The organism is Kitasatospora sp. NPDC006697, from assembly GCF_042869935.1.
Taxonomy (GTDB): domain Bacteria; phylum Actinomycetota; class Actinomycetes; order Streptomycetales; family Streptomycetaceae; genus Kitasatospora.
On sequence record NZ_JBIAGU010000039.1, the window covers coordinates 54,004 to 78,948 of the forward strand.

General features: G+C 73.3%; 27 protein-coding genes and 1 pseudogene. 23 read left to right on the forward strand and 5 right to left on the reverse strand.

Going from position 1 to position 24,945, the window contains the following annotated elements:
* Positions 1 to 313 precede the first annotated feature (313 nt).
* From ACFYNO_RS36450 to ACFYNO_RS36530, 17 genes are all read left to right on the forward strand, one after another.
* Entirely contained in the window at positions 314 to 901 is a 588-nt protein-coding gene (locus tag ACFYNO_RS36450) for a hypothetical protein (protein ID WP_388021940.1), read from the forward strand.
* 194 nt (positions 902 to 1,095) lie between these two features.
* A complete protein-coding gene (gene rpsP / locus ACFYNO_RS36455; RefSeq protein WP_145904256.1) occupies positions 1,096 to 1,521 on the forward strand; it encodes a 30S ribosomal protein S16 in 426 nt (141 codons plus the stop codon).
* Positions 1,522 to 1,523: 2 nt separating this feature from the next.
* Entirely contained in the window at positions 1,524 to 1,763 is a 240-nt protein-coding gene (locus ACFYNO_RS36460; protein ID WP_101382370.1) for an RNA-binding protein, read from the forward strand.
* A 109-nt stretch (positions 1,764 to 1,872) separates the two neighbouring features.
* The gene (rimM, locus tag ACFYNO_RS36465) at positions 1,873 to 2,421 is read left to right on the forward strand and encodes a ribosome maturation factor RimM (RefSeq protein ID WP_388021942.1); all 549 of its coding nucleotides are present in this window, start codon (positions 1,873 to 1,875) and stop codon (positions 2,419 to 2,421) included.
* 8 nt (positions 2,422 to 2,429) lie between these two features.
* Positions 2,430 to 3,248, forward strand: coding sequence for a tRNA (guanosine(37)-N1)-methyltransferase TrmD (trmD, locus tag ACFYNO_RS36470; RefSeq protein ID WP_388021984.1), 819 nt, complete (start codon positions 2,430 to 2,432; stop codon positions 3,246 to 3,248).
* A 151-nt stretch (positions 3,249 to 3,399) separates the two neighbouring features.
* Positions 3,400 to 3,750 (forward strand): 50S ribosomal protein L19, encoded by a 351-nt coding sequence (gene rplS, locus ACFYNO_RS36475; RefSeq protein ID WP_145904254.1) that lies wholly within the window; start codon positions 3,400 to 3,402, stop codon positions 3,748 to 3,750.
* Between the two features lie 65 nt (positions 3,751 to 3,815).
* Positions 3,816 to 4,658: a signal peptidase I gene (gene lepB / locus ACFYNO_RS36480; RefSeq protein ID WP_388021944.1), complete on the forward strand. Its 843-nt coding sequence runs from the start codon at positions 3,816 to 3,818 to the stop codon at positions 4,656 to 4,658.
* The gene (gene lepB / locus ACFYNO_RS36485) at positions 4,642 to 5,706 is read left to right on the forward strand and encodes a signal peptidase I (RefSeq protein ID WP_388021946.1); all 1,065 of its coding nucleotides are present in this window, start codon (positions 4,642 to 4,644) and stop codon (positions 5,704 to 5,706) included. Before lepB (ACFYNO_RS36480) ends, lepB (ACFYNO_RS36485) begins: the two co-directional genes overlap by 17 nt.
* Positions 5,691 to 6,707: a signal peptidase I gene (gene lepB, locus ACFYNO_RS36490; RefSeq protein WP_388021947.1), complete on the forward strand. Its 1,017-nt coding sequence runs from the start codon at positions 5,691 to 5,693 to the stop codon at positions 6,705 to 6,707. Before lepB (ACFYNO_RS36485) ends, lepB (ACFYNO_RS36490) begins: the two co-directional genes overlap by 16 nt.
* A 127-nt stretch (positions 6,708 to 6,834) precedes the next feature.
* Positions 6,835 to 7,587, forward strand: a complete 753-nt coding sequence (lepB, locus tag ACFYNO_RS36495; RefSeq protein WP_388021949.1) for a signal peptidase I — start codon at positions 6,835 to 6,837, stop codon at positions 7,585 to 7,587.
* Position 7,588: 1 nt separating this feature from the next.
* A complete protein-coding gene (locus tag ACFYNO_RS36500) occupies positions 7,589 to 8,101 on the forward strand; it encodes an NUDIX hydrolase (RefSeq protein ID WP_388021951.1) in 513 nt (170 codons plus the stop codon).
* A 57-nt stretch (positions 8,102 to 8,158) separates the two neighbouring features.
* Positions 8,159 to 8,485, forward strand: a complete 327-nt coding sequence (locus tag ACFYNO_RS36505; RefSeq protein WP_110669769.1) for a DUF2469 domain-containing protein — start codon at positions 8,159 to 8,161, stop codon at positions 8,483 to 8,485.
* A gap of 172 nt (positions 8,486 to 8,657) precedes the next feature.
* Positions 8,658 to 9,077 (forward strand): YraN family protein, encoded by a 420-nt coding sequence (locus ACFYNO_RS36510; RefSeq protein ID WP_388021953.1) that lies wholly within the window; start codon positions 8,658 to 8,660, stop codon positions 9,075 to 9,077.
* Between the two features lies 1 nt (position 9,078).
* A complete protein-coding gene (locus ACFYNO_RS36515; protein ID WP_388021955.1) occupies positions 9,079 to 10,689 on the forward strand; it encodes a YifB family Mg chelatase-like AAA ATPase in 1,611 nt (536 codons plus the stop codon).
* 44 nt (positions 10,690 to 10,733) lie between these two features.
* Positions 10,734 to 11,912, forward strand: coding sequence for a DNA-processing protein DprA (gene dprA, locus ACFYNO_RS36520; protein WP_388021956.1), 1,179 nt, complete (start codon positions 10,734 to 10,736; stop codon positions 11,910 to 11,912).
* A 599-nt stretch (positions 11,913 to 12,511) separates the two neighbouring features.
* On the forward strand, positions 12,512 to 13,402 hold the full coding sequence (whiG, locus tag ACFYNO_RS36525; RefSeq protein WP_388021958.1) for an RNA polymerase sigma factor WhiG: 891 nt from the start codon (positions 12,512 to 12,514) through the stop codon (positions 13,400 to 13,402).
* A gap of 133 nt (positions 13,403 to 13,535) precedes the next feature.
* Positions 13,536 to 14,207, forward strand: coding sequence for a TetR/AcrR family transcriptional regulator (locus ACFYNO_RS36530; protein WP_388021986.1), 672 nt, complete (start codon positions 13,536 to 13,538; stop codon positions 14,205 to 14,207).
* 47 nt (positions 14,208 to 14,254) lie between these two features.
* On the opposite strand, the pseudogene ACFYNO_RS36535 reads toward ACFYNO_RS36530, so the two are convergent.
* Positions 14,255 to 14,752 (reverse strand): annotated as a pseudogene (locus tag ACFYNO_RS36535) (peptidoglycan DD-metalloendopeptidase family protein); the annotation flags it as partial.
* A gap of 396 nt (positions 14,753 to 15,148) precedes the next feature.
* On the opposite strand from ACFYNO_RS36535, the gene rpsB reads away from it, so the two are divergent.
* The 6 genes from rpsB (at position 15,149) to rlmN (ending at position 20,771) form a co-directional block, all read left to right on the forward strand.
* On the forward strand, positions 15,149 to 16,039 hold the full coding sequence (gene rpsB / locus ACFYNO_RS36540) for a 30S ribosomal protein S2 (RefSeq protein WP_388021960.1): 891 nt from the start codon (positions 15,149 to 15,151) through the stop codon (positions 16,037 to 16,039).
* 132 nt (positions 16,040 to 16,171) lie between these two features.
* Positions 16,172 to 17,011, forward strand: a complete 840-nt coding sequence (gene tsf / locus ACFYNO_RS36545; RefSeq protein WP_388021961.1) for a translation elongation factor Ts — start codon at positions 16,172 to 16,174, stop codon at positions 17,009 to 17,011.
* Positions 17,012 to 17,214: 203 nt separating this feature from the next.
* The gene (gene pyrH / locus ACFYNO_RS36550) at positions 17,215 to 17,973 is read left to right on the forward strand and encodes a UMP kinase (protein WP_388021988.1); all 759 of its coding nucleotides are present in this window, start codon (positions 17,215 to 17,217) and stop codon (positions 17,971 to 17,973) included.
* A gap of 92 nt (positions 17,974 to 18,065) precedes the next feature.
* Positions 18,066 to 18,623 carry a ribosome recycling factor gene (frr, locus tag ACFYNO_RS36555; RefSeq protein WP_388021963.1) on the forward strand — a complete coding sequence of 186 codons (558 nt, stop codon included), beginning with the start codon at positions 18,066 to 18,068 and terminating at the stop codon, positions 18,621 to 18,623.
* Between the two features lie 125 nt (positions 18,624 to 18,748).
* A complete protein-coding gene (locus tag ACFYNO_RS36560) occupies positions 18,749 to 19,594 on the forward strand; it encodes a phosphatidate cytidylyltransferase (protein WP_388021964.1) in 846 nt (281 codons plus the stop codon).
* Between the two features lie 76 nt (positions 19,595 to 19,670).
* Positions 19,671 to 20,771, forward strand: coding sequence for a 23S rRNA (adenine(2503)-C(2))-methyltransferase RlmN (gene rlmN / locus ACFYNO_RS36565; protein WP_388021966.1), 1,101 nt, complete (start codon positions 19,671 to 19,673; stop codon positions 20,769 to 20,771).
* 1 nt (position 20,772) lies between these two features.
* Here rlmN and ACFYNO_RS36570 read toward each other — a convergent pair whose 3' ends face one another.
* The 4 genes from ACFYNO_RS36570 to ACFYNO_RS36585 all read right to left on the reverse strand — a co-directional run bounded on the left by ACFYNO_RS36570 (position 20,773) and on the right by ACFYNO_RS36585 (position 24,802).
* Positions 20,773 to 21,930 (reverse strand): hypothetical protein, encoded by a 1,158-nt coding sequence (locus tag ACFYNO_RS36570; protein ID WP_388021968.1) that lies wholly within the window; start codon positions 21,928 to 21,930, stop codon positions 20,773 to 20,775.
* Positions 21,931 to 21,951: 21 nt separating this feature from the next.
* Entirely contained in the window at positions 21,952 to 22,686 is a 735-nt protein-coding gene (locus ACFYNO_RS36575; RefSeq protein ID WP_388021970.1) for an ABC transporter ATP-binding protein, read from the reverse strand.
* 251 nt (positions 22,687 to 22,937) lie between these two features.
* Positions 22,938 to 24,332: an aspartate aminotransferase family protein gene (locus tag ACFYNO_RS36580; protein ID WP_388021971.1), complete on the reverse strand. Its 1,395-nt coding sequence runs from the start codon at positions 24,330 to 24,332 to the stop codon at positions 22,938 to 22,940.
* Positions 24,329 to 24,802 carry an Lrp/AsnC family transcriptional regulator gene (locus ACFYNO_RS36585; protein WP_388021973.1) on the reverse strand — a complete coding sequence of 158 codons (474 nt, stop codon included), beginning with the start codon at positions 24,800 to 24,802 and terminating at the stop codon, positions 24,329 to 24,331. The genes ACFYNO_RS36580 and ACFYNO_RS36585 overlap by 4 nt, the downstream gene beginning before the upstream one ends.
* Between the last annotated feature and the right edge of the window lie 143 nt (positions 24,803 to 24,945).

Below are 24,945 nucleotides of genomic sequence, written 5' to 3' on the forward strand. Positions count from 1 at the left end.
TAGGTGACGGTGTCTCGCCTACTGGCCAGTCAACTCCCAGCAGGGGCGAACTAGCGGTACGGTGTACGGCCCGTGGCCCTGTCAAAAATCCGACAAGGGGCCCGGGCCGTACAGGGCCCAGCGAACCCGTTGGGCCGAGGATTCGGCGGCCCCGGCGAATCATCGACGGGTGCAGACACCGGAGGGGGTTGGTCTTGCGTCAGATTTCGAATACTCAACGCGGGCAGCAGCACGCCCAGCTGAGAGTTTCCCGGGAATTGCCCGGAAGCGCTCAGGAATGGAACGCCGGAACCGATTCCCTCGTTGGTATAGCGTGAGCACGACACAGCCCCTCGTCCTCGCGGCCGAACTGGCCGCCGCCTGGAGCGACATCCAGGCCTATCACCAGGACCTCCCCGACCTCGCCTCGCCGGAGGCGCTGATCGGTGAGTCCTCGTCGGCCTGCGGCACCACGCTCGGCTTCGAGCGGCTGCTGCACGAGGCCGCCCACGGCCTGGCCGCCGCGCGCGAGATCCGGGACACCTCCCGGGCCGGGCGCTATCACAACCGCCGCTTCCTGCTGCTCGCCTCCGAGCTGGGCCTGGCCCACCCGGTCGAGCCGCACGCCAGCAGCGGGTTCTCCCAGGTCACCATGCTCGCCGAGACGCAGGAGCGGTACGCCGCGACCATTGAGCGGCTGGAGAGCGCCCTCGGCGCCCACCAGCAGGCGGTGGCCGGCTCGGTCGACGGCGGGGTGCTGCGCACCTTCCGCGGTCCGGCCGCCCGGCACGGGTCCTCCGGCGGCGGCGTCCGGGTCAAGGCCGTGTGCGGCTGCGGCCGCAACGTCCGGGTGGTGCCCTCGGTGCTCGCCCAGGCCTCGATCGTCTGCGGCGCCTGCCAGCAGCCGTTCAAGATCGCCTGATCCGCCGCTCCCCCCGGCCGGGTACCGCCCGGTCGGGGGAGCTCCAGCGGTGTGGCACAATCGATAGCTGATACCCGACAGCCAAGAAGGACCCTCTCTCCTCACGGCTGGCGTGTCACCGGTCCGACCGGCCCCGCTGTCCCCACGCGGAGCGCGGTCGTTCACCCACGTCAACTTCAGGAGAACCCACTCCCGTGGCAGTCAAGATCAAGCTCAAGCGTCTCGGCAAGATCCGCTCCCCGCACTACCGCATCGTCGTCGCCGACTCGCGCACCAAGCGTGACGGCCGCGCGATCGAGGAGATCGGCATCTACCAGCCGACCTACAACCCCTCGAAGATCGAGGTCGACGGCGAGCGCGCCCAGTACTGGCTGTCCGTCGGCGCCCAGCCGACCGAGCCGGTCCTCGCCATCCTCAAGCTGACCGGCGACTGGCAGAAGTTCAAGGGCCTGCCGGCCCCGGCGCCGCTGCTGGTCGCCGAGCCGAAGACCGAGGACTTCTCGCACCTGTTCGCGAAGGCCGTCGCCGGCTTCGAGGACGCCACCACCGGTGTCGCCATCACCCCGAAGGCCAAGAAGTCGGACAAGGTCGAGGCTGACGCCGAGACCACCGAGGCCTGATCGTGATCGAGGACGCCCTGGACCACCTGGTGAAGGGCATCGTCGAGCACCCCGACGACGTTCAGGTGCGCTCGCGCAACCTGCGTCGCGGGAACACCATCGAGGTGCGGGTGCACCCCGATGACCTCGGCAAGGTGATCGGTCGCGGCGGTCGGACCGCCCGAGCGCTGCGCACCGTGGTGGGCGCGCTCGGCGGACGCAACGTCCGGGTCGACCTGGTCGACGTGGACAACGTCCGCTGACGGTCACCGCCGTCCGCTCGGAACGGCCGGGACGCCTCGCGCGTCCCGGCCGTTCGGCTTTTCCGCTTTTCCGCCGTTCGCTCAGCACACCAGTACAGGAGAACGAACCGTGCAGCTCGTCGTCGGCCGGATCGGCCGCGCACACGGCATCCGGGGGGACGTCTTCGTCGAGGTCCGCACCGACGAACCCGAGCTGCGGCTCGGACCGGGCGCGGTGCTGCTCACCGACCCGGCCGCGGTCGGCCCGCTCACCGTGGAGTCCGGCAAGGTGCACAGCGGCAGGCTGCTGATCCGGTTCGCCGGGATCAAGGACCGCACCGCCGCCGAGACGCTGCGCAACACCATGCTGATCGCCGAGGTCGACCCGGAGGAGCGGCCGGAGGAGGAGGACGAGTACTACGACCACCAGCTGATCGGGCTGGACGTGGTGCTCACCGACGGCACTCTGATCGGCGAGCTCACCGAGGTGGTCCACCTGCCGTACCAGGACCTGCTGACGGTGACCCGGCCGGACGGCACCGAGGTGCTGGTCCCGTTCGTCCAGCAGATCGTGCCGGTCGTCGACCTGGCCGAGCAGCGCTGCGTGATCACCCCGCCGCCGGGCCTGGTGGACGAGTCCGAGGCCGCCGTCGACGGCGGCCCGGAGCACGACCGGTGAGCGACGGCATGCGGATCGACGTCGTCACCATCTTCCCCGAGTACCTGGAGCCGCTGGACGTCTCGCTGGTCGGCAAGGCCCGCGCCCGCGGCCAGCTCGACGTGCACCTGCACGACCTGCGCGGCTGGACCCACGACGTGCACCGCACCGTGGACGACACCCCGTACGGCGGCGGCCCCGGCATGGTGATGAAGCCCGAGCCCTGGGGCGAGGCGCTGGACGCGGTGCTCGCGGCCGGCCCCGAGGGGCAGGTGCCGACCCTGGTGGTGCCCACCCCCAGCGGCGTGCCGTTCACCCAGGAGCTGGCCCAGCGGCTGGCCGGGCAGTCCTGGCTGGCCTTCGCGCCGGCCCGGTACGAGGGCATCGACCGGCGGGTGATCGAGGAGGCGGCCACCCGGATGCCGGTGGTCGAGGCCTCGATCGGCGACTACGTGCTGGCCGGCGGCGAGGTCGCGGTGCTGGTCATGGTGGAGGCGATCGCCCGGCTGCTGCCCGGGGTGCTCGGCAACGCCGCCTCGCACCAGGACGACTCCTTCGCCCCCGGGGCGATGGCCGACCTGCTGGAGGGCCCGGTCTACACCAAGCCCGCGGAGTGGCGCGGCCGCGAGGTGCCCGAGGTGCTGCTCAGCGGCAACCACGGCAGGATCGCCCGCTGGCGCCGGGAGCAGGCCTTCGCCCGGACCCTGGCCAACCGGCCCGACCTGGTCGAGCGCTGGCGGCTGGAGGGCTTCGACAAGAAGGAGCGCGAGGCGCTGAGCGTGCTCGGGCTGCGCTGGGACGAGGCGGGCGGCCGATTTCTCCCCGTGACGGGGGCTGTGGAACAATAGGCGGCTGTTGTCTGTCGCCCGGCTCCCGCGAGGGGGCCAGTGGACCGGCGTCCCCGCCACGGGGGATTCGCCGCCAGCCGAAGCGGCCCGCAACAGACCCCATCGTGACTAATTCCGTGGGCGGCCCGTGGCGCCTGCGATGGAGAGCATCATGAGCAACAAGCTCGCTGCTGTCGACGCGGCCTCGCTGCGCACCGACATTCCGGCCTTCCGCGCCGGTGACACCCTGAAGGTCCACGTCCGGGTCATCGAGGGCAACCGCTCCCGTGTCCAGGTCTTCCAGGGCGTCGTGATCCGCCGCCACGGCGCGGGCATCGGTGAGACCTTCACCGTCCGCAAGGTGAGCTTCAACGTCGGCGTGGAGCGCACCTTCCCGGTGCACACCCCGATCGTCGAGAAGATCGAGGTCGTCACCCGCGGTGACGTCCGCCGCGCCAAGCTGTACTACCTCCGTGACCTGCGCGGCAAGGCCGCGAAGATCAAGGAGAAGCGCGACCGCTGAGTCGTGGCCCCCGGCGCTGCCCGGGGGTTCAGCATGCTCGGGGCGGGCCGCTAAGCTTCGGCCCGATGAGCAGCCACGAACCGATCGCGGACCGCGACGGCGAACCGGCACCCTGCGGGGTGCGGGAGCCGTCGCGGTCCGCGGCCGTTTCGGCGCCGACGCCTCCGGTTGAGGCGCCCGCCGTCGCGGAGGACGTGTCCGCCGAGGAGGAGGGCGGGCACGGCTGGGGGATGCGCGACCTGGCCAAGCTGGCGGCGGTCTGCGTCGGCGTGCTGCTGCTGGTCAACGCCTTCGTGGCGCAGCCCTTCTCGGTGCCCTCGCTGTCGATGGAGAACACCCTGCGGCCCGGCGACCGGCTGCTGGTCGACAAGCTCGCCTACCAGTTCGGCGGCACCGTCCGGCGCGGCGACGTGGTGGTCTTCGACGGCACCGACTCCTTCGTCCGGGGCGGCGCCGACGACCCCGGGATCGGGGGCGAGCTGCGCAAGCTCGGCGCGGCGCTGGGCATCGGCCCGTTCGACGGCTCGGTCTTCGTCAAGCGGGTGATCGGCGTCGGCGGAGACCGGGTGACCTACCGGGCCGGCGACCGGCAGCTGACCGTCAACGGTGCCGCGCTGGCCGAGGGCGACTACCTGTTCCCCGGCGACGCCCCCTCCGAGGTGGGCTTCGACATCCAGGTGCCGCCCGGCGAGCTCTTCGTGCTCGGCGACCACCGCAGCCAGTCCCGGGACTCCCGGGACCACCTGGGCGACCCCGGCGGCGGCTTCGTGCCGGTGCGCAAGGTGATCGGGCGGGCCGACCTGGTGCTCTTCCCGATCGGCCGCTGGCGCGGCCTGGACCGCCCGGCCGGCTTCGCGGCCATCCCCGCCGCCGCAGGGGGGAGCGGTGCGCATGGGGACCAGGGGTAGGACGGCGCCCTCGGCCCCGGGGCCGGGCACCGGGCCGGCTGGCCGGCCGTCCGCCGGACGGGGCCGGGCCGAGCGCCGCCGGGCCGCGCGCAAGGCGGCCAGGCGCGGCCGCCGCTCGCTGCTGCGCGAGCTGCCGGTGGTCGCGGTGGTGGCGCTGGTGATCGCGCTGGTGCTGAAGACCTTCTTCGTCCAGGTGTTCGTCATTCCGTCCGGTTCGATGGAGCAGACCATCCGGATCGGCGACCGGGTGTTGGTGGACAAGCTGACGCCCTGGTTCGGCAGCACCCCGCAGCGCGGCGACGTGGTGGTCTTCAAGGACCCGGGCGGCTGGCTGGAGAACGACCACCGGCCGGACACCGACGGGCCGGTCGCCCGCGGGCTGAAGAGCGCCTTCAGCTTCGTCGGGCTGCTGCCCTCGGCGAACGAGCAGGACCTGATCAAGCGGGTGATCGGGGTGGCCGGCGACCACGTGGTCTGCTGCGACGCGCAGGGCCGGATCACCGTCAACGGCACCCCGATCGACGAGCCCTACCTGGCCGCGGGCAACCCGGCCTCGCGGATGCCGTTCCAGGTCACCGTGCCGCCCGGGCGGCTCTGGGTGATGGGCGACCACCGCGACGTCTCGGCCGACTCGCGCTACCACATGGGCGGCCCGGACCAGGGCACGGTGCCGGTCGGCGACGTGATCGGGCGGGCCTTCATGATCGGCTGGCCGTTCGGCCGGATCCACTCGATCACACGGCCGGGCTATCCCCGGACCGTCTCGAGCGGACTGGCGCAATTCCCCCGGGTCGGGCCGGATCCCCTGCAATCCTCACTCGTTATGGGGATGTTGGGGGCCCTCCCGGCCGTGCGCCGACGCAGGCGCCGGACCGGGCCGACGGGCGACGGGGTCCGGCAGCGCCCCGTGTGGGATGCCCCGGAGGGACCTCCCGGAGTGATAGAGAAGTGCAGGAGCAGCTGGCCCGGTGTCCGCTGTGCGGCACTTTCGACCGCGGACGAGGGTCGTCCGCGCAGCAGTGAGGAGAAGACGTGGGGGACTTGGTGATCGGTACCCGCGGGGCCGGCGAGCCGGAGGGCTCCGGGCGGGCGTCCCAGTCCACCGACTCGCCCGGACCGGCCGAGCCGGCCGACGGCGCGGGCGGCCCGCAGGGCGCGGACCAGCCGTACGGCGGCCCCGGCGGCGCGGATTCCTTCGGTGCCGGGGAGTCCGGCGGAGGCGACGGCGCCGAGCCGCCGGTGGCGGAGGCCGCCGGCCGGCCCCGGAAGGAGCGCAAGCCGCGGTCCTTCTGGAAGGAGCTGCCGATCCTGATCGGCATCGCGCTGGTCCTGGCGCTGGTCATCAAGACCTTCTTCGTCCAGGCCTTCTCGATCCCGTCCGAGTCGATGCAGAACACCCTCCAGGTCGGCGACCGGGTGCTGGTGGACAAGCTGACGCCCTGGTTCGGCGCCAAGCCGGACCGCGGCGAGGTGGTGGTCTTCCACGACCCGGGCGGCTGGCTGAACGAGGTGCCCGCCCAGCAGAGCTCCAACCCGGTGGTGCGCGGCCTGCAGGACGTCCTCAGCTTCATCGGCCTGATGCCCTCGGCCAACGAGAAGGACCTGATCAAGCGGGTGGTGGCGGTCGGCGGCGACACCGTCGAGTGCGAGGGCAACGGGCCGCTGAAGGTCAACGGCGTGGCGCTGAACGAGCCCTACGTCTACAACAGCAACCCGGAGTTCGGCGCCTGCGGCAACCGGCCGTTCGGCCCGGTCAAGGTGCCGACCGACCACGTCTGGGTGATGGGCGACCACCGCGACGACTCGCTGGACTCCCGGTACCACATGGACCAGCCGGGCGGCGGCGCCGTGCCGGACGACCACGTGGTGGGCCGGGCGTTCGTGGTGGCCTGGCCGCTGAACCACTGGTCGACGCTCTCCATCCCGTCCACCTTCGACCAGAAGGGCCTGTCGGTGGCGGCCTTCGGGCCGCCGCTGCTGGGCGCGGCGGGTGCGCTGCCGGCCGCCTGGTGGCTGCGCCGGCGGCGGGAGTCGGACTCCGAGGACTGACCGGACTGCCGATGGCTCTTGCGCGGGCCGTGGTACCGACGAGTAATCTGCTCGGACGTGCCACGGCCCGCCGCCGTGTCGGCCCCGGACGACGGGGCCGTCCGCCCACGACCAGGACGGTGTGACCATGAGCAGCGTTGCCGAAGGAGCGCCCGGCGCCAGAGCCGTGCCGGCCGTCCGCCGCGGCCGGGTGGGCGGGGTGCTGCAGGGGATCGCGCTGGCGCTCGGCCTGCTGCTGATGATCGGCGGCGCCGCGCTGATCGCCGTCGACTACCGGCCCTACGCGGTGCCGACCGGCTCGATGCAGCCGGGCATCGGGGCCGGCGACACCGTGCTCGGCCGCACGGTCTCCGGGGGCCGGGTCGGGCGCGGCGACGTGGTGGTCTTCAACGACTCCGGCTGGGGCGGCGAGACCCTGGTCAAGCGGGTGGTGGGAGTCGGCGGCGACACCGTGGCCGGTGACGGGCAGGGGCGGATCACCGTCAACGGCCGGGCGATCGAGGAGCCCTACCTGGCACCGCCGGCGCCCGCACTGCCCGGGGCCGCGTTCAGCGTCACCGTCCCGGCCGGGCGGCTCTTCGTGCTCGGCGACAACCGCAACGGCTCGCAGGACTCCCGGGTCCACCTCGACCTGGCCTCCGGCACGGTGCCCGCGGGCTCCGTCCAGGCGCGGGTGGAGGCCACCGTCTGGCCGCTCGGCCGGTTCGGCACGCACGCGCCGACCAGCGCCTTCGCCGCCCTGGGCGGCCCCGCGGCGAGCGCGCCCGGGCCGCTGCGGCCGCTGTTCCTCACGGCCGTCGGCGGCGCCGCGCTGATCGTCCTGACCTCGCTGACCGGCCCGGCCGCCGCGCTGGCCCGCCGGCTGCGCGGACGGCGCTGAGGTGGCCCACGAGGAGGACGCCGAGACGCCCGGCGGACTACGCCGCCGGACCGCCGCCCGGGTGCTGCTGCTCGACCCGCAGGGGCGGGTGCTGCTCTTCCACGGCTTCGACCCGGCCGAGCCCGGCCGCACCTGGTGGTTCACCCCGGGCGGCGGGCTGCTGCCCGGCGAGCAGCCGCGTGAGGCGGCGCTGCGCGAGCTGGCCGAGGAGACCGGGCTGACCGGGATCGAGCTCGGGCCGGAGGTGGCCGTGGACACCGCCCGGTTCAGCTACGACGGGCGGCCGTACGAGCAGCGGCAGGTCTTCTATCTGGCCCGCGCCGGGGAAACGGCCGCCGCCGGGCTGGACAGCTCCGGCAGCGACGCCGAGGAGCGGGCCCAACTGGCCGAGGCGCACTGGTGGAGCGCCGCCGAGCTGCGGGCCTGCACCGAGCAGGTCTACCCGGAGCGGCTGGCCGAGCTGCTGGAGCGGTTGCTGGAGCAGGGACCACCAGTCGTACCGGTCGCCCTCTGACCGGGGGCTCCGTGGGACACAATGGGTTGGGACCTGACGAGCTGAGGGGACGCCTGCATGAGTGCGGAAGATCTCGAAAAGTACGAGACCGAGATGGAGCTGAAGCTCTACCGGGAGTACAAGGACGTCGTCGGGCTGTTCAAGTACGTGATCGAGACCGAGCGCCGGTTCTACCTGACGAACGACTATGAGCTGCAGGTGCACTCGGTCCAGGGGGAGGTGTTCTTCGAGGTCTCGATGGCCGACGCGTGGGTCTGGGACATGTACCGGCCGGCCCGGTTCGTCCGGAAGGTGCGGGTGCTGACCTTCAAGGACGTCAACATCGAGGAGCTGGCCAAGAGCGACCTGGAGCTGCCCTCCGACGAGGCCGGATTCGGGAGCTGACGGGGCCGGCTCGGGGCACCGGCGGCCCGGTTCGCCGGATTGGAGGGGCCGGTTCCGTGGGCTGATGATCAGCTCTTGGATCGGCGGCGTTGTCCACAGGGGCGGGGTTGTCCACAGGTTGGCGGAAGCCGGTGGACCGCCCGCGCCCCGCACGGGAGCCTCCGAGGCGGAGGTGGTCGCCGTGCGGAACGCACTGCAAGCCCTCGGCCGGTACGGCGAGGAGGTGGCCGTCCGCCGCTTGGCGGAGGACGGCCTGAGGATCCTGGAGCGCAACTGGCGCTGTGCCCAGGGCGAGCTGGACATCATCGCGCTGGACGGGGACACGGTCGCCGTCTGCGAGGTCAAGACCCGGTCCGAGCAGGGCTTCCAACAGCCCGCCGAGGCGATCGGGGCGGTCCGCCGCGAACGGCTGCGGACGCTGGCCGAGCGCTGGCTGAGCGAGCGCTGGCCCGGCCACTTCGCCCGGCTCGCCGCCGTGACCGTGCCCGGGCCGGCGCCGCTGCCGCCCGGCGGGGTGCGGATCGACCTGGTCTGCGTGGTCAGCCGGGTGCGCGGGGCCGCCGAGGTGGAGCACCTGCGGGGGGTGGTCTGAGATGGCCTTCGCCCGAACCTGCTCGGTCGCCCTGGTCGGGGTGGACGGGGTGGTGGTCGAGGTCCAGGCCGACCTGGAGCCCGGCGTCGCCGCCTTCACCCTGGTCGGGCTGCCCGACAAGGCGCTCAGCGAGGCCCGCGACCGGGTGCGCGCGGCGGTCGTCAACAGCGGCGAGAGCTGGCCGCAGCGCAAGCTCACGATCGGGCTCAGCCCCGCCTCGGTGCCCAAGAGCGGCAGCGGATTCGACCTCGCGGTGGCCTGCGCGGTGCTCGCCGCCGCCGAGCGGCTGCCGCCGCCCGTCATCGCCGACCTGCTGATCATCGGTGAGCTGGGGCTGGACGGGCGGGTCCGGCCGGTGCGCGGAGTGCTGCCCTCGGTGCTGGCCGCCGCCGACGCCGGGTACAAGCGGGTGGTGGTGGCCGAGCAGACCGCCGCCGAGGCCTCGCTGGTGCCGGGCATCTCGGTGCTGGGCGTGCGCAGCCTGCGGCAGCTGATCGCGGTGCTCACCGACGCGCCGGTGCCCGAGGAGCCGCCGGAGGCGGCGATCGGCGGGCCCGACCCGCTGATGTCCGGCCTGCTGCTGCCCGGCTCCGCGATGCGCCGCACCGCCGCCGACCCACGGTTCGGGCCCGACCTGGGCGACGTCGCCGGGCAGTACGAGGCCCGGCAGGCGCTGGAGATCGCCGCTGCCGGCGGGCACCACCTCTACCTCAAGGGGCCGCCGGGCGCGGGCAAGACGATGCTGGCCGAGCGGCTACCCGGCCTGCTTCCGCCGCTCACCCGGACGGAGGCGCTGGAGGTGACGGCCGTGCACTCGGTGGCCGGGCTGCTGCCGCCCGGGCGCCCGCTGGTGGACCTGCCGCCGTACTGCGCCCCGCACCACTCCACCACGATGCCGGCGATCGTCGGCGGCGGCAGCGGACTGCCCAGGCCCGGCGCGGTCTCGCTGGCCCACCGGGGCGTGCTCTTCCTGGACGAGGCGCCGGAGTTCCCGGTCCGGGTGCTGGACGCGCTGCGGCAGCCGCTGGAGTCGGGGGAGGTGATGATCGCGCGGTCGGCGGGGTCGATGCGGCTGCCCGCCAACTTCTTGCTCTGCCTGGCCGCGAACCCCTGCCCCTGCGGGCGGTACTCGCGCCGCGGGGAGGGCTGCGACTGCACCCCGGCGATGGTGAGCCGCTATCAGGCCCGGCTCTCCGGGCCGCTGCTGGACCGGGTGGACCTGCGGGTGCAGGTGGAGCCGGTGACCAAGGTGGAGCTGCTGGAGCGGGACCGGTTCGCCGAGCGGACGGCCGTGGTGGCCGAGCGGGTCCGGGCCGCCCGGGAGCGGGCCGTGCAACGGTTCGACGGGACGCCCTGGCGGACCAACTCGCAGGTGCCCGGCCACGAGCTGCGCACCCGATGGCGGCCCGAGCCCAGCGCGCTCACCGAGGTGGAGCGGGAGATGGACCGGGGGCTGCTCACCGCCCGGGGGCTGGACCGGGTGCTCCGGGTGGCCTGGACGGTGGCCGACCTGGCGGCCCGCGCGGCGCCCGGCGCCGCCGAGCTGCGCACCGCGCTCGCGCTGCGGCGGGGCTTCCCGGTCGGCGCCCGGCTGGCGGAGGGGAAGCGGTGACCGGGGATCAGCCGGCTGGCCGTCAGCCGGTGGACTGTCAGCCGATGGGCCGTCAGCCGGTGCAGGGCGAGTTGGAGCTCGGTGTGGAGGCGCCCGGTGTGGTCACGGCGGCGGAGGAGCGGCTGGCCAGGGCGGCGCTCAGCCGGGCGGTCGAGCCGGGCAGTGCCGCGGTGGGCCGGTGGCTGCGGGAGCGGAGCGCGGTGGAGCTGGTCGGGGTGCTGCGCGGGGGCGCGCCGGACGCCCGGCTGCGGCTGGACGGCGCGCGCCGGGACACCTTGCGGCGCCGGCTGGCCGCGGCCGATCCGGCCGCCGACCTGGCCCGGGCGGCCGAGCTGGGCGGGCGGTTCCTGGTTCCCGGCGATCCGGAGTGGCCGAGCCAGCTGGCCGATCTGGCCGATGCGCAGCCGGTCGGCCTCTGGGTGGTCGGCACCGGCTCGCTGCGGCTGCTGGCACTGCGCTCGGTGGCCCTGGTCGGCTCGCGGGCCTGCACCGAGTACGGCGCGCACGTGGCCGCCGAGCTGGCGGCCGAGCTGGGCGAGCGCGGCTGGGTGGTCTGCTCCGGCGCGGCCTACGGGATCGACGCCGCCGCGCACCGCGGCGCCCTGGCGGTCGGCGGGATGACCGTCGCGGTGCTCGCCTGCGGGGTGGACGTGCGCTACCCGCGCGGCAACAGCGAGCTGATCGACCGGATCCGCGGCCAGGGGCAGCTGGTCAGCGAACTGCCGCCGGGGGAGCACCCGAACCGGTTCCGGTTCGTGCTGCGCAACCGGGTGCTGGCGGCGCTGACCCGGGGCACGGTGGTGGTCGAGGCGGCCCGGCGCAGCGGCGCGCTGAGCACCGCGCACCGGTCGCTGGCGCTGAATCGGCAGACCATGGGCGTCTGCGGGCCGGTCACCTCCGAGCTGTCGGCCGGGGTGCACGCGCTGCTCCGCGGCGGCGGCGCGACGCTGGTGACCAGCGCGGCCGAGGTGATCGAGCAGATCGGCGCGATCGGCGAGGACCTGGCGCCGCTGCACCGCGAGCAGCCCCGCCCGCGGGACCTGCTGCACGGGCCGGCCGCCGAGCTGCTGGAGGCGATGCCGGGCGGGCCGGGCGGCGCCGGGCCCGGCGAGCTGGCCCGGCGCACCGGGCGGACCCCCGACCAGGTGCTCAAGCTGCTCTACGAGCTCTGCTCGCTGGGGTTCGTCCAGCGGGCGGGGTCGCACTGGAGGGTGATCCGCTGACTCCTGGCGCACCGCCGGACGGTCGCCGTCGTTGGTGGTCCGTGGCGCGCACGCCCGGCGTGGTGCGGGGCGCGCGTTCGGACGACGGAGTGAACGCCACCGGAACGAGCGACGGCCAGGTGGTGGTAGCGCAGCGCATCGACTTGATCACGCTACGCTCGCTATGGCTTCCCTATCAGCACATGACTCGGCAGAACGGCGCAGACCCACGTATGCCCACACACATTCCCGGACACAGGGCGACCAGTGCCGGCCGGCCCCCGGGGGCATCCGGCACCGAGGCGCGGCCCGGCGTCGACGTCCCGCCGGCGCTGCCCGCGAAGGCCGAAGGGGCAGGCACAGCGAACCAGCGGGCCGCCTCCACCGGCTTGGTCTCGGTCCCGCCGCCCAGCCGGGGCGCGCGCCGGCGCACCGAGCCGCCGGCGCCACCCCCGGCCGGACCGGCGGCCAGACTCCCAGCGCCGGCGCCGCCACCCCCGCCGGCGCCCGCCGCAGCCGCACCACCCGCGGCTGCCCCGGCCGCGGGACCCGCCGCGGCAGCGCCCACCCCCGCGCCCGCCGCGGCGGACACGCCCCCCGGGTCCGCCCTCGCGCCGTCGGTGCCGGCATCGCCACCAGCGCCACCTGCGTCGGCACCACCACCTGCGCCACCTGCGCCGCCAGCGCCCGCCGCGTCTCCCGCCGCGCCTGCCGCGCCTGCCGCGTCCCCCGCGGCGAGCGGAGCCGAGCAGCGCAGCGCGCTGGAGCAGCTCTGGCGCTCCTACAAGGCCGGCGGTGACGCCAAGCTGCGCGAGCAGCTGATCCTGCACTACTCCCCGCTGGTGAAGTACGTGGCCGGCCGGGTCGGCGTGGGCCTGCCCGCCAACGTCGAACAGGCCGACTTCGTCTCCTCCGGGGTGTTCGGTCTGATCGATGCGATCGAGAAGTTCGACCCCGACCGTGCGATCAAGTTCGAGACCTACGCGATCAGCCGGATCCGCGGTGCGATCATCGACGAGTTGCGCGCGCTCGATTGGATCCCCCGGTCGATCCGGCAGAAGGCCAAGGCGGTCGAGCGGACCTACGCCGCCCTGGAGGCCCGGCTGCGCCGCACCCCCGCCGAGCCCGAGGTGGCGGCCGAGATGGGCATCGCGGTCGAGGAACTGCACACGATTTTCAGCCAACTCTCGCTGGCCAACGTGGTGGCCCTGGACGAGCTGCTGCACCCCGCCGGCGAGGGCGGTGAACGGCTCAGCCTGATGGAAACCCTGGAGGACACCGGTGCCGAGAACCCGGTGGAGGTCGCCGAGGACCGCGAGCTACGCAGGCTGCTGGCCCGCGCCATCAACACCCTGCCGGACCGCGAGAAGACCGTGGTGACGCTCTACTACTACGAGGGCCTGACCCTGGCGGAGATCGGCCAGGTGCTCGGCGTGACGGAGAGCCGGGTGAGCCAGATCCACACCAAGTCCGTCCTCCAGCTCCGCGCCAAGCTCTCCGACCTGCGCTGACCCGCCCGCACCCGCGGAGCGGGCCCGGCCGCAGGCCGGGGGATGACCACCGTCCGACCTGCTCCGAAAGAGACGCCCCCCGCACCCCCGGCCTCCGTAGAGTGTCGGGGTGCCGAAGATCCGAGCCGCCACCCTGGCCGAGCACCGCCGGAGCCAGCTCACCGCCCTGCTGGACGCCGCCCGCGCCCTGCTGGCCGAGGGCGGTCTGGATGCGCTGACCTTCCCCGCGCTGGCCGCCCGCACCGGGCTGGCCCGCTCCTCCGTCTACGAGTACTTCCGCTCCCGGGGCCACCTGGTGGAGCGGCTCTGCGAGACCGACTTCCCGCTCTGGAGCGCCGAGATCGAGACCGCGATGGCGGTCCGCGAGCAGCCGCTGGACCGGCTGGAGGCCTTCGTGCGGGCCCAGCTGGCGCTGGCCGGCGACCCCCGGCACCGCGCCGTCGCCGCGCTCGCCACCGCCGAGCTGGACGGGGCGGCCCGGGCCCGGATCCGCGCCGCCCACGCCCAACTGGTCGACTTGGTGGTGGCCGAGCTGTCGGCGCTCGGGCACCGCGACCCGCAGCTGACCGCGGCACTGCTGCAGGGGGTGGTCGAGTCCGCCGTACGCCGCTCCGCGGACGCCGCCGAGGCCGACCGGCAGCGCATCGCCGACGCCGCCGTCGCCCTCGCCCGCCACGGACTCGGGGCGCCACAACCCGCCACCGGGGCGCCGCAACCCGCCGCTGGTGCGCCCCCGGCCACCGCCGGGGAGAGCGGCAGCAGCCGGGCCCGGCCGGCCCCGAACAGGGCCAGCGGATCGAGGTAGCGCCGCCCGCGCAGCAGACCCCAGTGCAGGCAGGCCCCCGGACAGTGCCCGTCCGCCCCGGCCAGCACGCCGACCGGCTCGCCCGCCGCCACCTCCGCGCCCACCGGCGGACCCCCGGAGACCGGGAGGTAGGTGGTGCGCAGCGGCGGATCCCCGGTGCCCGGGTGCAGCACCACGACCACCGGCCGCCCCGCCACCTCGCCCGCGAACGCGACCACCCCGGCCATCGCCGCCCGCACCGGCTCACCCGGCGCGGCCGACAGGTCGACCCCGCGGTGTCCGGCCGCCCACGGCTGCGGCGGCGGGGCGAACCGCCGCAGCAGCGCACCCGGCCCGCCCACCGGCCAGGCCCGTCCGGGCGCGGGAGGGGGCAGGGGCCCGGTGTCGGCAGCGGGCGCCGGCCCGGCGCGCACCCCCGGCACCGCGGCCGCGCCCGGCGCCACCCCACTCGTCAACCCCGCGAGCACCAGTAGCACCAGCGGGATCAGCAGCACACCCCGGGCCCCCGGCCACCGCCGGCGCCCGTCCACCTGAGAGCTCGTCATGCCCCGAGCCTGCGCCGCACCCCCGCCCCCGTCGACCGCCTTCGGCGAGCCTGTGGACAACCCCGGGGCTGTGGACGACCGGGAGGCCCCGGCCCCGCCCCAGCGGCAGAATCGCCGGTCACTCGGGCCATCCCGTACACTTCACACGCGACCCGGTGTCCCGGGTCGACTTCGCACGCCCCGCCACCGGAGGACGGACCGTCCAGCCGGTGTGAGTGCCACTCGGTCCAGCCGAGCCAGGTGCGGCCCCGCCGCCCGGGCCCGGTCGGCTCGGCATGCCGGGGCGTCAGGCGTGACGGCCGCCCGGCCGTCACGGACAACCGAGCAGACCCGGTAGCCGCCGAGTGCCCGCAGGGCAGCAACGGTGCGCCGGGCGCAACACCAAGGAGTACGGCCATGGCCGTCGTCACGATGCGGGAGCTGCTGGAGAGCGGCGTCCACTTCGGTCACCAGACCCGTCGCTGGAACCCGAAGATGAAGCGCTTCATCCTCACGGAGCGCAACGGCATCTACATCATCGACCTGCTGCAGTCGCTGAACTACATCGACCGCGCGTTCGAGTTCGTCAAGGAGACCGTTGCCCACGGCGGCAGCATCCTCTTCGTCGGCACCAAGAAGCAGGCCCAGGAGGCCATCGCCGAGCAGGCCACCCGCGTGGGCATGCCCTACGTGAACCAGCGCTGGCTCGGCGGCATGCTGACCAACTTCTCCACCGTCTACAAGCGGCTGCAGCGCCTCAAGGAGCTCGGCGAGCTGGACTTCTCGGACGTGGCCGGCTCCGGCCTGACCAAGAAGGAGCTCCTGGTCCTCCAGCGCGAGCACGACAAGCTGGAGAAGACCCTGGGCGGTATTCGCGACATGCAGCGCGTCCCGAGCGCGGTGTGGATCGTGGACACCAAGAAGGAGCACATCGCGGTCGGCGAGGCCCGGAAGCTCAACATCCCGGTCGTCGCGATCCTGGACACCAACTGCGACCCCGACGAGGTCGACTACAAGATCCCGGGCAACGACGACGCGATCCGCTCCGTCACCCGCCTGACCCGTGTGATCGCCGACGCCGTCGCCGAGGGCCTCAAGGCCCGCGCCGGTGTCGCCAAGGGCGATGTCAAGGCCGAGCCGGGTGCCGACCAGCCGCTGGCCGACTGGGAGCAGGACCTGCTGGCCGGCGAGAAGAAGGCCGAGGAGGCCCCCGCCGCTGAGGCCGAGGTCGCTGCCGAGGCCCCCGCCGCCGAGGCCGAGGTCGCTGCCGAGGCGCCGGCCGCCGAGGCCGAGGCCGAGCAGGCCTGACGCACCGAGGGTGAGGGGTACCCGCCGGGCGGCACAGCCCGCCGGGTGCCCCTCTCTCCACGTGCCGGGGCCGGTTCCGGTCCCGGCGCACCCACCCCGCAGACACGCGAGACGCGAGAAGAGATTCACACCATGGCGAACTTCACCGCCGCGGACGTCAAGAAGCTCCGTGAGCTCACCGGCGCCGGCATGATGGACTGCAAGAAGGCGCTCGACGAGGCCGAGGGCGACGTCCAGAAGGCCGTCGAGCTCCTCCGTATCAAGGGCCAGAAGGGCGTCGCCAAGCGCGAGGGCCGTGACGCCTCCAACGGTGCCGTCACCGCCGTCATCGCCGAGGACAAGAAGTCCGGCGTCCTGGTCGAGCTGAACTGCGAGACCGACTTCGTCGCCAAGGGTGACAAGTTCGTCGCCGTCGCCGACGCGATCGCCCAGCACGTCGCCGCCACCGCCCCGGCCGACCTGGACGCCGCCCTGGCCTCCGAGATCGAGGCCGGCAAGACCGTCCAGCAGTTCGTGGACGAGGCCAACGCCAGCCTGGGCGAGAAGATCGTCTTCCGCCGCTTCGCGCAGTTCTCCGGTGACGGCTTCGTCGCCGTCTACCTGCACAAGACCAGCCCCGACCTGCCGCCGGCCGTCGGCGTCCTGGTCGAGCTGGACAAGGAGAACGCCGAGGTCGCCAAGGACGTCGCGCAGCACATCGCCGCCTTCGCGCCGAAGTACCTGTCCCGCGAGGACATCCCGGCCGAGGACCTCGAGAACGAGCGCCGCGTCGCCGAGGCCACCGCCCGCGAGGAGGGCAAGCCGGAGGCCGCCCTGCCGAAGATCGTCGAGGGTCGCGTGACCGGCTTCGTCAAGGAGAACTCCGTCCTGGAGCAGGCCTTCGCGAAGGACAACAAGAAGACCGTGGCCAAGGTCCTGGAGGAGAACGGCGTCGCCCTCAAGCGCTTCGCCCGCTTCCGCGTCGGCGCCTGAGCCACGTTCACCCGGTTCCCGCCTAAGGTAGGAACCGTTGCCGCCGCTGCGAACCAGCGCGCGGCGCCATGAACGACGAGGAGGCCATTGCCGTGCAGGAGACCGTAACCGGTTCCCGCGGCGGTGGCCTCCTCTCGCGTACGCGCGGGCCGGAGCGGAGCATGCCCGGGCCCGTGAACCAGCAGGTGCAGAAGGAGAAGTCCATGCAGGAGACGCAGGAGACCGCACCCGACGGCAGTAAGAGCCGCCGGGTACTGCTGAAGCTGTCCGGTGAGGCGTTCGCCGGCGGGGGCGGGCTCGGCGTCGACCCCGACGTCGTGCACGCGATCGCCCGGGAGATCGCCACGGTGGTCCGCCAGGGCACCGAGGTCGCGGTGGTGATCGGCGGCGGCAACTTCTTCCGCGGCGCCGAGTTGCAGGTCCGCGGCATGGACCGGGCCCGCTCGGACTACATGGGCATGCTCGGCACGGTCATGAACTGCCTCGCCCTGCAGGACTTCCTGATGAAGGAAGGCATCGAGACCCGGGTCCAGACCGCCATCACCATGGGCCAGGTCGCCGAGCCGTACCTGCCGCTGCGGGCCATCCGGCACCTGGAGAAGGGCCGCGTGGTGATCTTCGGTGCCGGTATGGGCATGCCGTACTTCTCCACCGACACCACCGCCGTGCAGCGCGCCCTGGAGATCCACGCCGAGGTGCTGCTGATGGGCAAGAACGGCGTGGACGGGGTCTACGACTCCGACCCCAAGACCAACCCCGACGCGGTGCGGTTCGACGCGCTGGAGTACGCCGAGGTGATCTCGCGCGATCTCAAGGTCGCCGACCTGACCGCGATCACGCTGTGCAAGGACAACGACCTGCCGATCCTGGTCTTCGAGCTGCTGACCGAGGGCAATATCGCTCGCGCCGTCAGGAATGAGAAGATCGGCACACTCATCAGCCAGGATTCCGCCCGGGCCTGAGCGGTCGTCAACCTCGCCCCGCCGGACCGGCGGGGCTCATCAGTACGCCACGGGCGCCGGAGCGCCCCGGGCAACCGGACAGGGAGCAGACTGTGATCGAAGAGATCCTCCTCGAAGCCGACGAGAAGATGGAGAAGGCCGTCGCCGTCGCCAAGGACGACCTGGCGGCGATCCGCACCGGCCGGGCCCACCCGGCGATGTTCAACAAGATCGTCGCGGAGTACTACGGCACGATCACCCCGATCAACCAGCTGGCCTCGTTCTCGGTGCCGGAGCCGCGGATGGCGATGATCACGCCGTTCGACAAGAGCTCGCTGCGCAACATCGAGCAGGCGATCCGCGACTCCGACCTCGGTGTCAACCCGACCAACGACGGTTCGGTCATCCGGGTGGTGCTGCCGCAGCTCACCGAGGAGCGCCGCAAGGAGTACATCAAGCAGGCCCGCGGCAAGGGCGAGGACGCCAAGGTCTCGGTCCGCTCGATCCGCCGCAAGGCCAAGGACCAGCTGGACAAGCTGGTCAAGGACAAGGAGGCCGGCGAGGACGAGGTGCGCCGCGCCGAGAAGGAGCTCGACGACCTCACCGCGAAGTACGTCGCGACGATCGACGAGCTGCTGAAGCACAAGGAAGCCGAGCTGCTCGAAGTCTGATGAAGGACTCGCCGCACGCCCCAAGTGCCCGGGGCGCATCCCCGCAGACCCCCGCCCCGCCGCGGGCCGCCACCGCGCGGCCGGCGGCCGGGCCCGGGGACCGATCCCCAGTGCAGGAGAGTCAGGTGGCCCAGCCCGAGCCGCAGCAGCCCCCCCGACAGCGGGGCGGGCGCAACCTGCCCGCTGCGATAGGGGTGGGGCTCGGCCTCGGTGCGGTGATCGTGGTCTCGCTCTTCGTGGTCAAGGTGCTCTTCCTGGTCGTGGTGATGGCCGCGGCCTCGGTGGGCGTCTGGGAGCTGACCAGCCGGCTGGCCGAGCGCAAGGGCATCGACGTGCCGGCTCCGCCGCTGGTGCTCGGCGGCATCGCGATGCTCACCACCGCCTACTGGATCGGCCTGCAGGGCACCGGCGCGGCGCTGGCGCTGACCGCGCTGGCGCTGATGATCTGGCGGCTGCGGCGGCCTCCGGAGGACTACCTCCAGGACATAACGGCGGGCGTCTTCACCGCCTTCTACGTGCCCTTCCTGGCCTCCTTCGTGGCGCTGATGCTCTCGGCGCACGACGGCCCGCAACGGATCGTGCTCTTCCTGGTGGTCACCGTCTGCAGTGACACCGGGGCGTACGCGGTGGGCTACAAGCTCGGCCGCACCAAGCTGGCGCCGACCATCAGCCCCGGCAAGACCCGCGAGGGCCTGGCCGGCGGAATCCTGCTGTCGATGCTGGCCGGCGCGGTGCTGATGGCCTGGCTGATCGACGGCGGGCACTGGTGGCAGGGCATGATCCTGGGCGGCTGCGCGGCGGTCATCGCCACCCTCGGCGACCTCGCCGAGTCGATGATCAAGCGCGACCTGGGCATCAAGGACATGGGCACCCTGCTGCCGGGCCACGGCGGCATCATGGACCGGCTGGACTCGCTGCTGCCGACCGCCCCGGTGGTCTGGCTGCTGCTCACCGCCTTCGTCGGCGGCTGACACCCGGCATGCGGCAGCGGGGCCCCGGACGGCGACCGTCCGGGGCCCCGCGCGCATCTGCGACACTTGACGGACCATGCCTAAGCCCGGAGAACTCACCTTCGTCGCGCCGCGCGGCGCCAAGCCCCCGCGACACCTGGCCGACCTCAGCCCCGCCGAGCGCAAGGACGCCATCGCCGAACTCGGCGAGAAGCCGTTCCGCGCCAAGCAGCTGTCCAACCACTACTTCGGCCGGCTCTCCGCCGACCCGGAGAGCTGGACCGACATCCCCGGCGCCAGCCGGGAGAAGCTGACCGGGGCGCTGCTGCCCGAGCTGATGTCGGTGGTCCGGCACGTCTCCTGCGACGACGACGCCACCCGCAAGACGCTCTGGAAGCTGTTCGACGGCACCCTGGTCGAGTCGGTGCTGATGCGCTACCCGGACCGGGTGACCATGTGCATCTCCTCGCAGGCCGGCTGCGGCATGAACTGCCCGTTCTGCGCCACCGGCCAGGCGGGTCTGACCCGCAACCTCTCCACCGCCGAGATCGTCGAGCAGATCGCCTCGGGGATGCGGGCGCTGCGCAGCGGCGAGGTGGCGGGCGGCGAGGCGCGGCTGTCCAACGTGGTCTTCATGGGCATGGGCGAGCCGCTGGCCAACTACAACCGGGTGCTGGCCGCGATCCGCCGGCTGACCGACCCGGCGCCGGACGGCTTCGGCCTCTCCCAGCGCGGCATCACGGTCTCCACCGTCGGCCTGGTCCCGGCCATGCACCGCTTCGCCGACGAGGGCCTGAGCTGCCGGCTGGCACTCTCGCTGCACGCCCCGGACGACGAGCTGCGCGACGAGCTGGTCCCGGTCAACACCCGGTGGAAGGTCGCCGAGGTGCTGGACGCGGCCTGGACCTACGCGGAGAAGTCCGGCCGCCGGGTCTCGATCGAGTACGCGCTGATCAAGGACATCAACGACCAGGCCTGGCGGGCCGACCTGCTGGGCCGGCTGATCAAGAACCACCGGGTGCACGTCAACCTGATCCCGCTGAACCCGACCCCGGGCTCCAAGTGGACCGCCTCCCGGCCCGAGGACGAGCGCGAGTTCGTCCGCCGGCTGGAGTCGCACGGCGTGCCGGTGACGGTCCGGGACACCCGCGGCCAGGAGATCGACGGGGCCTGCGGCCAGCTCGCCGCGGCCGGCTGAGTCAGCCCAGGGCCGCGGCGCCGAGCACCGCGGTCAGGCCGCCGGTGGCGACCAGCAGCAGCCCGGCGACCGCCCAGCGCAGCACCGCGGCGCTCGCCAGCAGCCGGGGCGAGCCGCCCAGCCGCAGCAGGGTGTCGACCACCGGGCGGCGGGCCGCCCGGATCTCGGTCAGCCGGGCCACCGCGGCGGCCACCGCGCAGCCGGTGACCAGCAGCGCCTCGGCGGCCGGCACCGGTCCGGCGCCGTCGGCCCCGGGCGCCACCCAGTGCCGCACCGAGGTGAGCACCACGGCCAGGGTGAAGGCCAGCACCGCCAGCGGGGCGCTCAGCCGCCGGGCCGTGCTGGTCAGCCCGCGCCCGGCGAGCAGCCGCCGCACGCTGGGCCGGCCGAGCGCCAGCAGCCGGCCGGCGCCGGCCAGCAGCGGGCCGAGCAGCAGCGCCGCGCCGAGCGCGGCCGCCGCCCAGCCGCCGAGCAGCAGCGCGCTGGTGTGCCCGAGGCCGGCCGGCAGCCCGATCGGCTTGGGGTCGTAGGCGGCGGCCGGGCGCAGCCCGTAGAGCTCGGCGAAGGTGCCGCCGACGGTCAGCAGCACCGCGGCGGTGATCCGCGGCCAGCCGAACCGGTGCGCCCGCAACGGGTCCTGACGGCCCGGCAGGCCCTGCACCGCGGGCACCGCGCAGGCCGCCGCGACGCCGCCGACCAGCGGCAGCAGGGTGACCAGGGCGATCGGGGCGGCCGGCGGCAGCGGCACGCCCATGCCGAGCTCGGGGGCGAGCGAGGGGCCGGCCAGGTAGTTGCGCAGCACCAGGAAGAGCAGCAGGGTGACCACCGCGCCGAGCGCGCAGGCCAGCGCGATCTCGCCGGCGATCAGCAGCCGCAGCCGCGAGGGCCCGGCCCCGGCGGCGGTCAGCCCGGTCATCCGCTCGGGCCGCTGGGCGGGCAGCGCCCGGGCCGCGAAGGCGGCGAACCAGCCGACCGCGATCAGCGGGGGCAGGCACCAGAGCAGCCGTTCGGCGGCGGTGTGCGCGCCCGGCGGGTCGCTGAGGGCCCGGCCGAGGGCCCGCAGCAGGAAGCCGGCGACCACGGCGGCGGCCGCGGCGGTGAGCAGCCAGCGGCCCAGGTCCAGGACCCGGTACCCCCTGGCCAGGCGGAGATAGAACACCTGCGTCCTTCGCTGTGAACTTCAGTGCGTGGCGGTGGCGGGCGCGGCGGCCGGGCGCCGCACCGGGGTGGCCGGAGCGGGGGTGCGGCCGTCGACCAGCGCCACCGTGCGGTCCGCGTACTTGTTGGCCAGCTCGGTGTCGTGGGTGGCCAGGACCAGGGTGAGCTGGTGGGAGCGGGCCGCGCTGGTGAGTATCCGCAGCACCTGGTCCTGGGCCTCGCGGTGCAGCGGGGCGGTCGGGTCGTCGGCGAAGACCACCCGGGGGAGCGGGGCGAGGGCCCTGGCCACCGCGATCCGCTGGCGCTGGCCCTGCACCAGCTCGGCCGGGCGGAGCTTGGCGCAGTCGGCCACGTCCAGCCGGTCCAGCCAGTCGTCGGCCGCGCCGTAGGCGGCCCGGTGCGCGGCGCCGGCCAGCAGCAGCGGCAGCGCGACGTTCTCCCGGGCGGTCAGCTCCGGCACCAGCTGCGGCTCGGAGCCGACGAAGCCGAACCGGTCGCGGCGCAGCCGCTCGCGGCCGGCCCGGCTGAGGGTGTGCACCGGGGAGCTGTTGAACCAGACCTCGCCGGAGTCCACCGGCAGCAGCGCGGAGAGGCAGCCGAGCAGGGTGGACTTGCCGGCGCCGCGGCCGCCGGTGACGGCCAGCACCTCGCCCTCCCGGACGCCGATCGAGACGTCGCGCAGGGCGGGCGTGCCCTGGTGGGACTTGACGATCCCCCGGGCCCAGAGCACGTCGTTGTCGGGCGGGGCCGCTGACATGTGTTCCTCCGCCGGTCCGGATCGGCTCTGCTCGCTGCAGGGGAATGACAGTCGTCAGATTAGAACGACAAGGTCGCGTCGCGGTTGCGGCACACCAGGAGCTACCGCGATAAACCCGGACGAACCATCAGCTGATCGTCGGAGAAAATCACCGGTGGGCGGTGCCGGACGCACCGAAGGGCGGTCCCGCCGGCCCTGAGGAGGAGGCCGGCGGGACCGCCCTTCGGCGGAGGGGCGTCAGCGAAGCGTCGTCAGATCTTCGCCCACGCGTCGGTGAGGCTGGTCCGCAGGATCTGCTCGATCTCGTCGAAGGTCGACTGGTCGGAGATCAGCGGCGGGGCCAGCTGGACGACCGGGTCGCCACGGTCGTCGGCGCGGCAGTACAGGCCGTTCTCGAACAGCGCCTTGGAGAGGAAGCCGTAGAGCACGCGCTCCACCTCGTCGTCGTTGAACGACTCCTTGGTGGCCTTGTCCTTGACCAGCTCGATGCCGTAGAAGTACCCGTTGCCGCGGACGTCGCCGACGATCGGCAGGTCGCGCAGCTTGTTCAGGGTGCCGAGGAAGGCGCCCTCGTTGTCGAGCACGTGCTGGTTCAGGCCCTCGCGCTCGAAGATGTCGAGGTTGGCCAGCGCCACCGCCGAGGAGACCGGGTGGCCGCCGAAGGTGTAGCCGTGCAGGAAGGTGTTGTCGCCCTTGTAGAACGGCTCGGCGATCCGGTCGGAGATGATCGTGGCGCCGATCGGGGAGTAGCCCGAGGTCATGCCCTTGGCGCAGGTGATCATGTCGGGCAGGTAGCCGAACTTGTCGGCGCCGAACATGGTGCCCAGGCGGCCGAAGGCGCAGATGACCTCGTCCGAGACGAGCAGCACGTCGTGCCGGTCGCAGATCTCGCGCAGCCGCTGGAAGTAGCCGGGCGGCGGCGGGAAGCAGCCGCCGGCGTTCTGCACCGGCTCGACGAAGACGGCGGCGACGGTCTCGGCGCCCTCGTTGAGGATGGCCACCTCGATCTCGTCGGCGCACCAGCGGCCGTAGGCCTCCGGGTCGACGGTGCCGTCCGGGCCGGCCAGGAAGGCCGGGGCGCGGTAGATGTTGGTGTTCGGCGCCTTGTGGGTGCCCGGGACCAGCGGCTCGAACGGGGCCTTCAGGCCCGGCAGGCCGGTGATCGACAGGGCGCCCTGCGGGGTGCCGTGGTAGGCGACGGCGCGCGAGATGACCTTGTACTTGGTCGGCTTGCCGGTCAGCTTGAAGTACTGCTTGGCGAGCTTCCAGGCGGTCTCGACCGCCTCGCCGCCGCCGGTGGAGAAGAAGACCTTGTTGAGGTCGCCCGGCGCGTAGTTCGCCAGCCGCTCGGCCAGCTCGACGGCCTTGGGGTGCGCGTAGCTCCAGACCGGGAAGAAGGCGAGCTCCTTGGCCTGCTTGGCGGCGGCCTCGGCGAGCTCGTGCCGGCCGTGGCCCGCCTGCACCACGAAGAGGCCGGCCAGGCCGTCGATGTACTTGCGGCCCTTGTCGTCCCAGATGTAGGTGCCCTCGCCCCGAACGATGGTGGGGACGGGGGAGTTCTCGTACGACGACATGCGGGTGAAGTGCATCCACAGGTGGTCGTAGGCGGTCTTCGAAAGGTCCTTCTGTGCCGGGTCGGCGGTCATCGGGTGCCCCAGGTGTAGGTCTGTTTCCGGAGCTTCAGGTAAACGAAGCTCTCGGTCCTCCGCACGCCGGGAAGCGCGCGGATTCGCTTGTTGATCATTTCGAGCAGGTGCTCGTCGTCCTCGCACACCAGCTCGGCCAGCAGGTCGAACGAGCCCGCGGTGCAGACCACGTAGTCGACCTCGTCCATGGCGGCCAGGGCGTCGGCGATCGGCTCGATGTCGCCGTCCACCGTGACGCCGACCATTGCCTGGCGGGTGAACCCCACGGTGAGCGGGTCGGTCACGGCGACGATCTGCATCACGCCCTGGTCGAGCAGTTTCTGGACCCGCTGCCGGACCGCGGCCTCGGAGAGGCCGACGGCCTTGCCGATGGTCGCGTACGCCCGGCGGCCGTCCTCCTGCAGCTGCTCGATGATCGCCTTGGAGACGGAGTCGAGGGGAACGCTGCTGTTCCGGTCGCGGTTGGCCACGCGGCCACTGTGCCTGATCGATTCTGCTTCCGCAACCCGTTGCCCTGCTGATTTCGTCGGTCATTCGAAGATCTGGCACGGATTGCGTTGCCGTATCTGAAGCTGCCTGTCGATTACGGCAGTCGGCAGGGTAGCCTGGCTGC

What these genes read in the sequence shown, in the direction of transcription:
- trmD (WP_388021984.1), top strand. Translation starts at nt 2,430, where the DNA reads ATGCGGATCGACGTCGTCACCATCTTCCCCGAGTACCTGGAGCCGCTG.
- rplS (WP_145904254.1), top strand. Translation starts at nt 3,400, where the DNA reads ATGAGCAACAAGCTCGCTGCTGTCGACGCGGCCTCGCTGCGCACCGAC.
- lepB (WP_388021944.1), top strand. Translation starts at nt 3,816, where the DNA reads ATGAGCAGCCACGAACCGATCGCGGACCGCGACGGCGAACCGGCACCC.
- lepB (WP_388021946.1), top strand. Translation starts at nt 4,642, where the DNA reads ATGGGGACCAGGGGTAGGACGGCGCCCTCGGCCCCGGGGCCGGGCACC.
- lepB (WP_388021949.1), top strand. Translation starts at nt 6,835, where the DNA reads ATGAGCAGCGTTGCCGAAGGAGCGCCCGGCGCCAGAGCCGTGCCGGCC.
- ACFYNO_RS36505 (WP_110669769.1), top strand. Translation starts at nt 8,159, where the DNA reads ATGAGTGCGGAAGATCTCGAAAAGTACGAGACCGAGATGGAGCTGAAG.
- ACFYNO_RS36515 (WP_388021955.1), top strand. Translation starts at nt 9,079, where the DNA reads ATGGCCTTCGCCCGAACCTGCTCGGTCGCCCTGGTCGGGGTGGACGGG.
- dprA (WP_388021956.1), top strand. Translation starts at nt 10,734, where the DNA reads ATGGGCCGTCAGCCGGTGCAGGGCGAGTTGGAGCTCGGTGTGGAGGCG.
- rpsB (WP_388021960.1), top strand. Translation starts at nt 15,149, where the DNA reads ATGGCCGTCGTCACGATGCGGGAGCTGCTGGAGAGCGGCGTCCACTTC.
- tsf (WP_388021961.1), top strand. Translation starts at nt 16,172, where the DNA reads ATGGCGAACTTCACCGCCGCGGACGTCAAGAAGCTCCGTGAGCTCACC.
- pyrH (WP_388021988.1), top strand. Translation starts at nt 17,215, where the DNA reads ATGCAGGAGACGCAGGAGACCGCACCCGACGGCAGTAAGAGCCGCCGG.
- rlmN (WP_388021966.1), top strand. Translation starts at nt 19,671, where the DNA reads ATGCCTAAGCCCGGAGAACTCACCTTCGTCGCGCCGCGCGGCGCCAAG.
- ACFYNO_RS36575 (WP_388021970.1), bottom strand. Translation starts at nt 22,686, where the DNA reads ATGTCAGCGGCCCCGCCCGACAACGACGTGCTCTGGGCCCGGGGGATC.
- ACFYNO_RS36580 (WP_388021971.1), bottom strand. Translation starts at nt 24,332, where the DNA reads ATGACCGCCGACCCGGCACAGAAGGACCTTTCGAAGACCGCCTACGAC.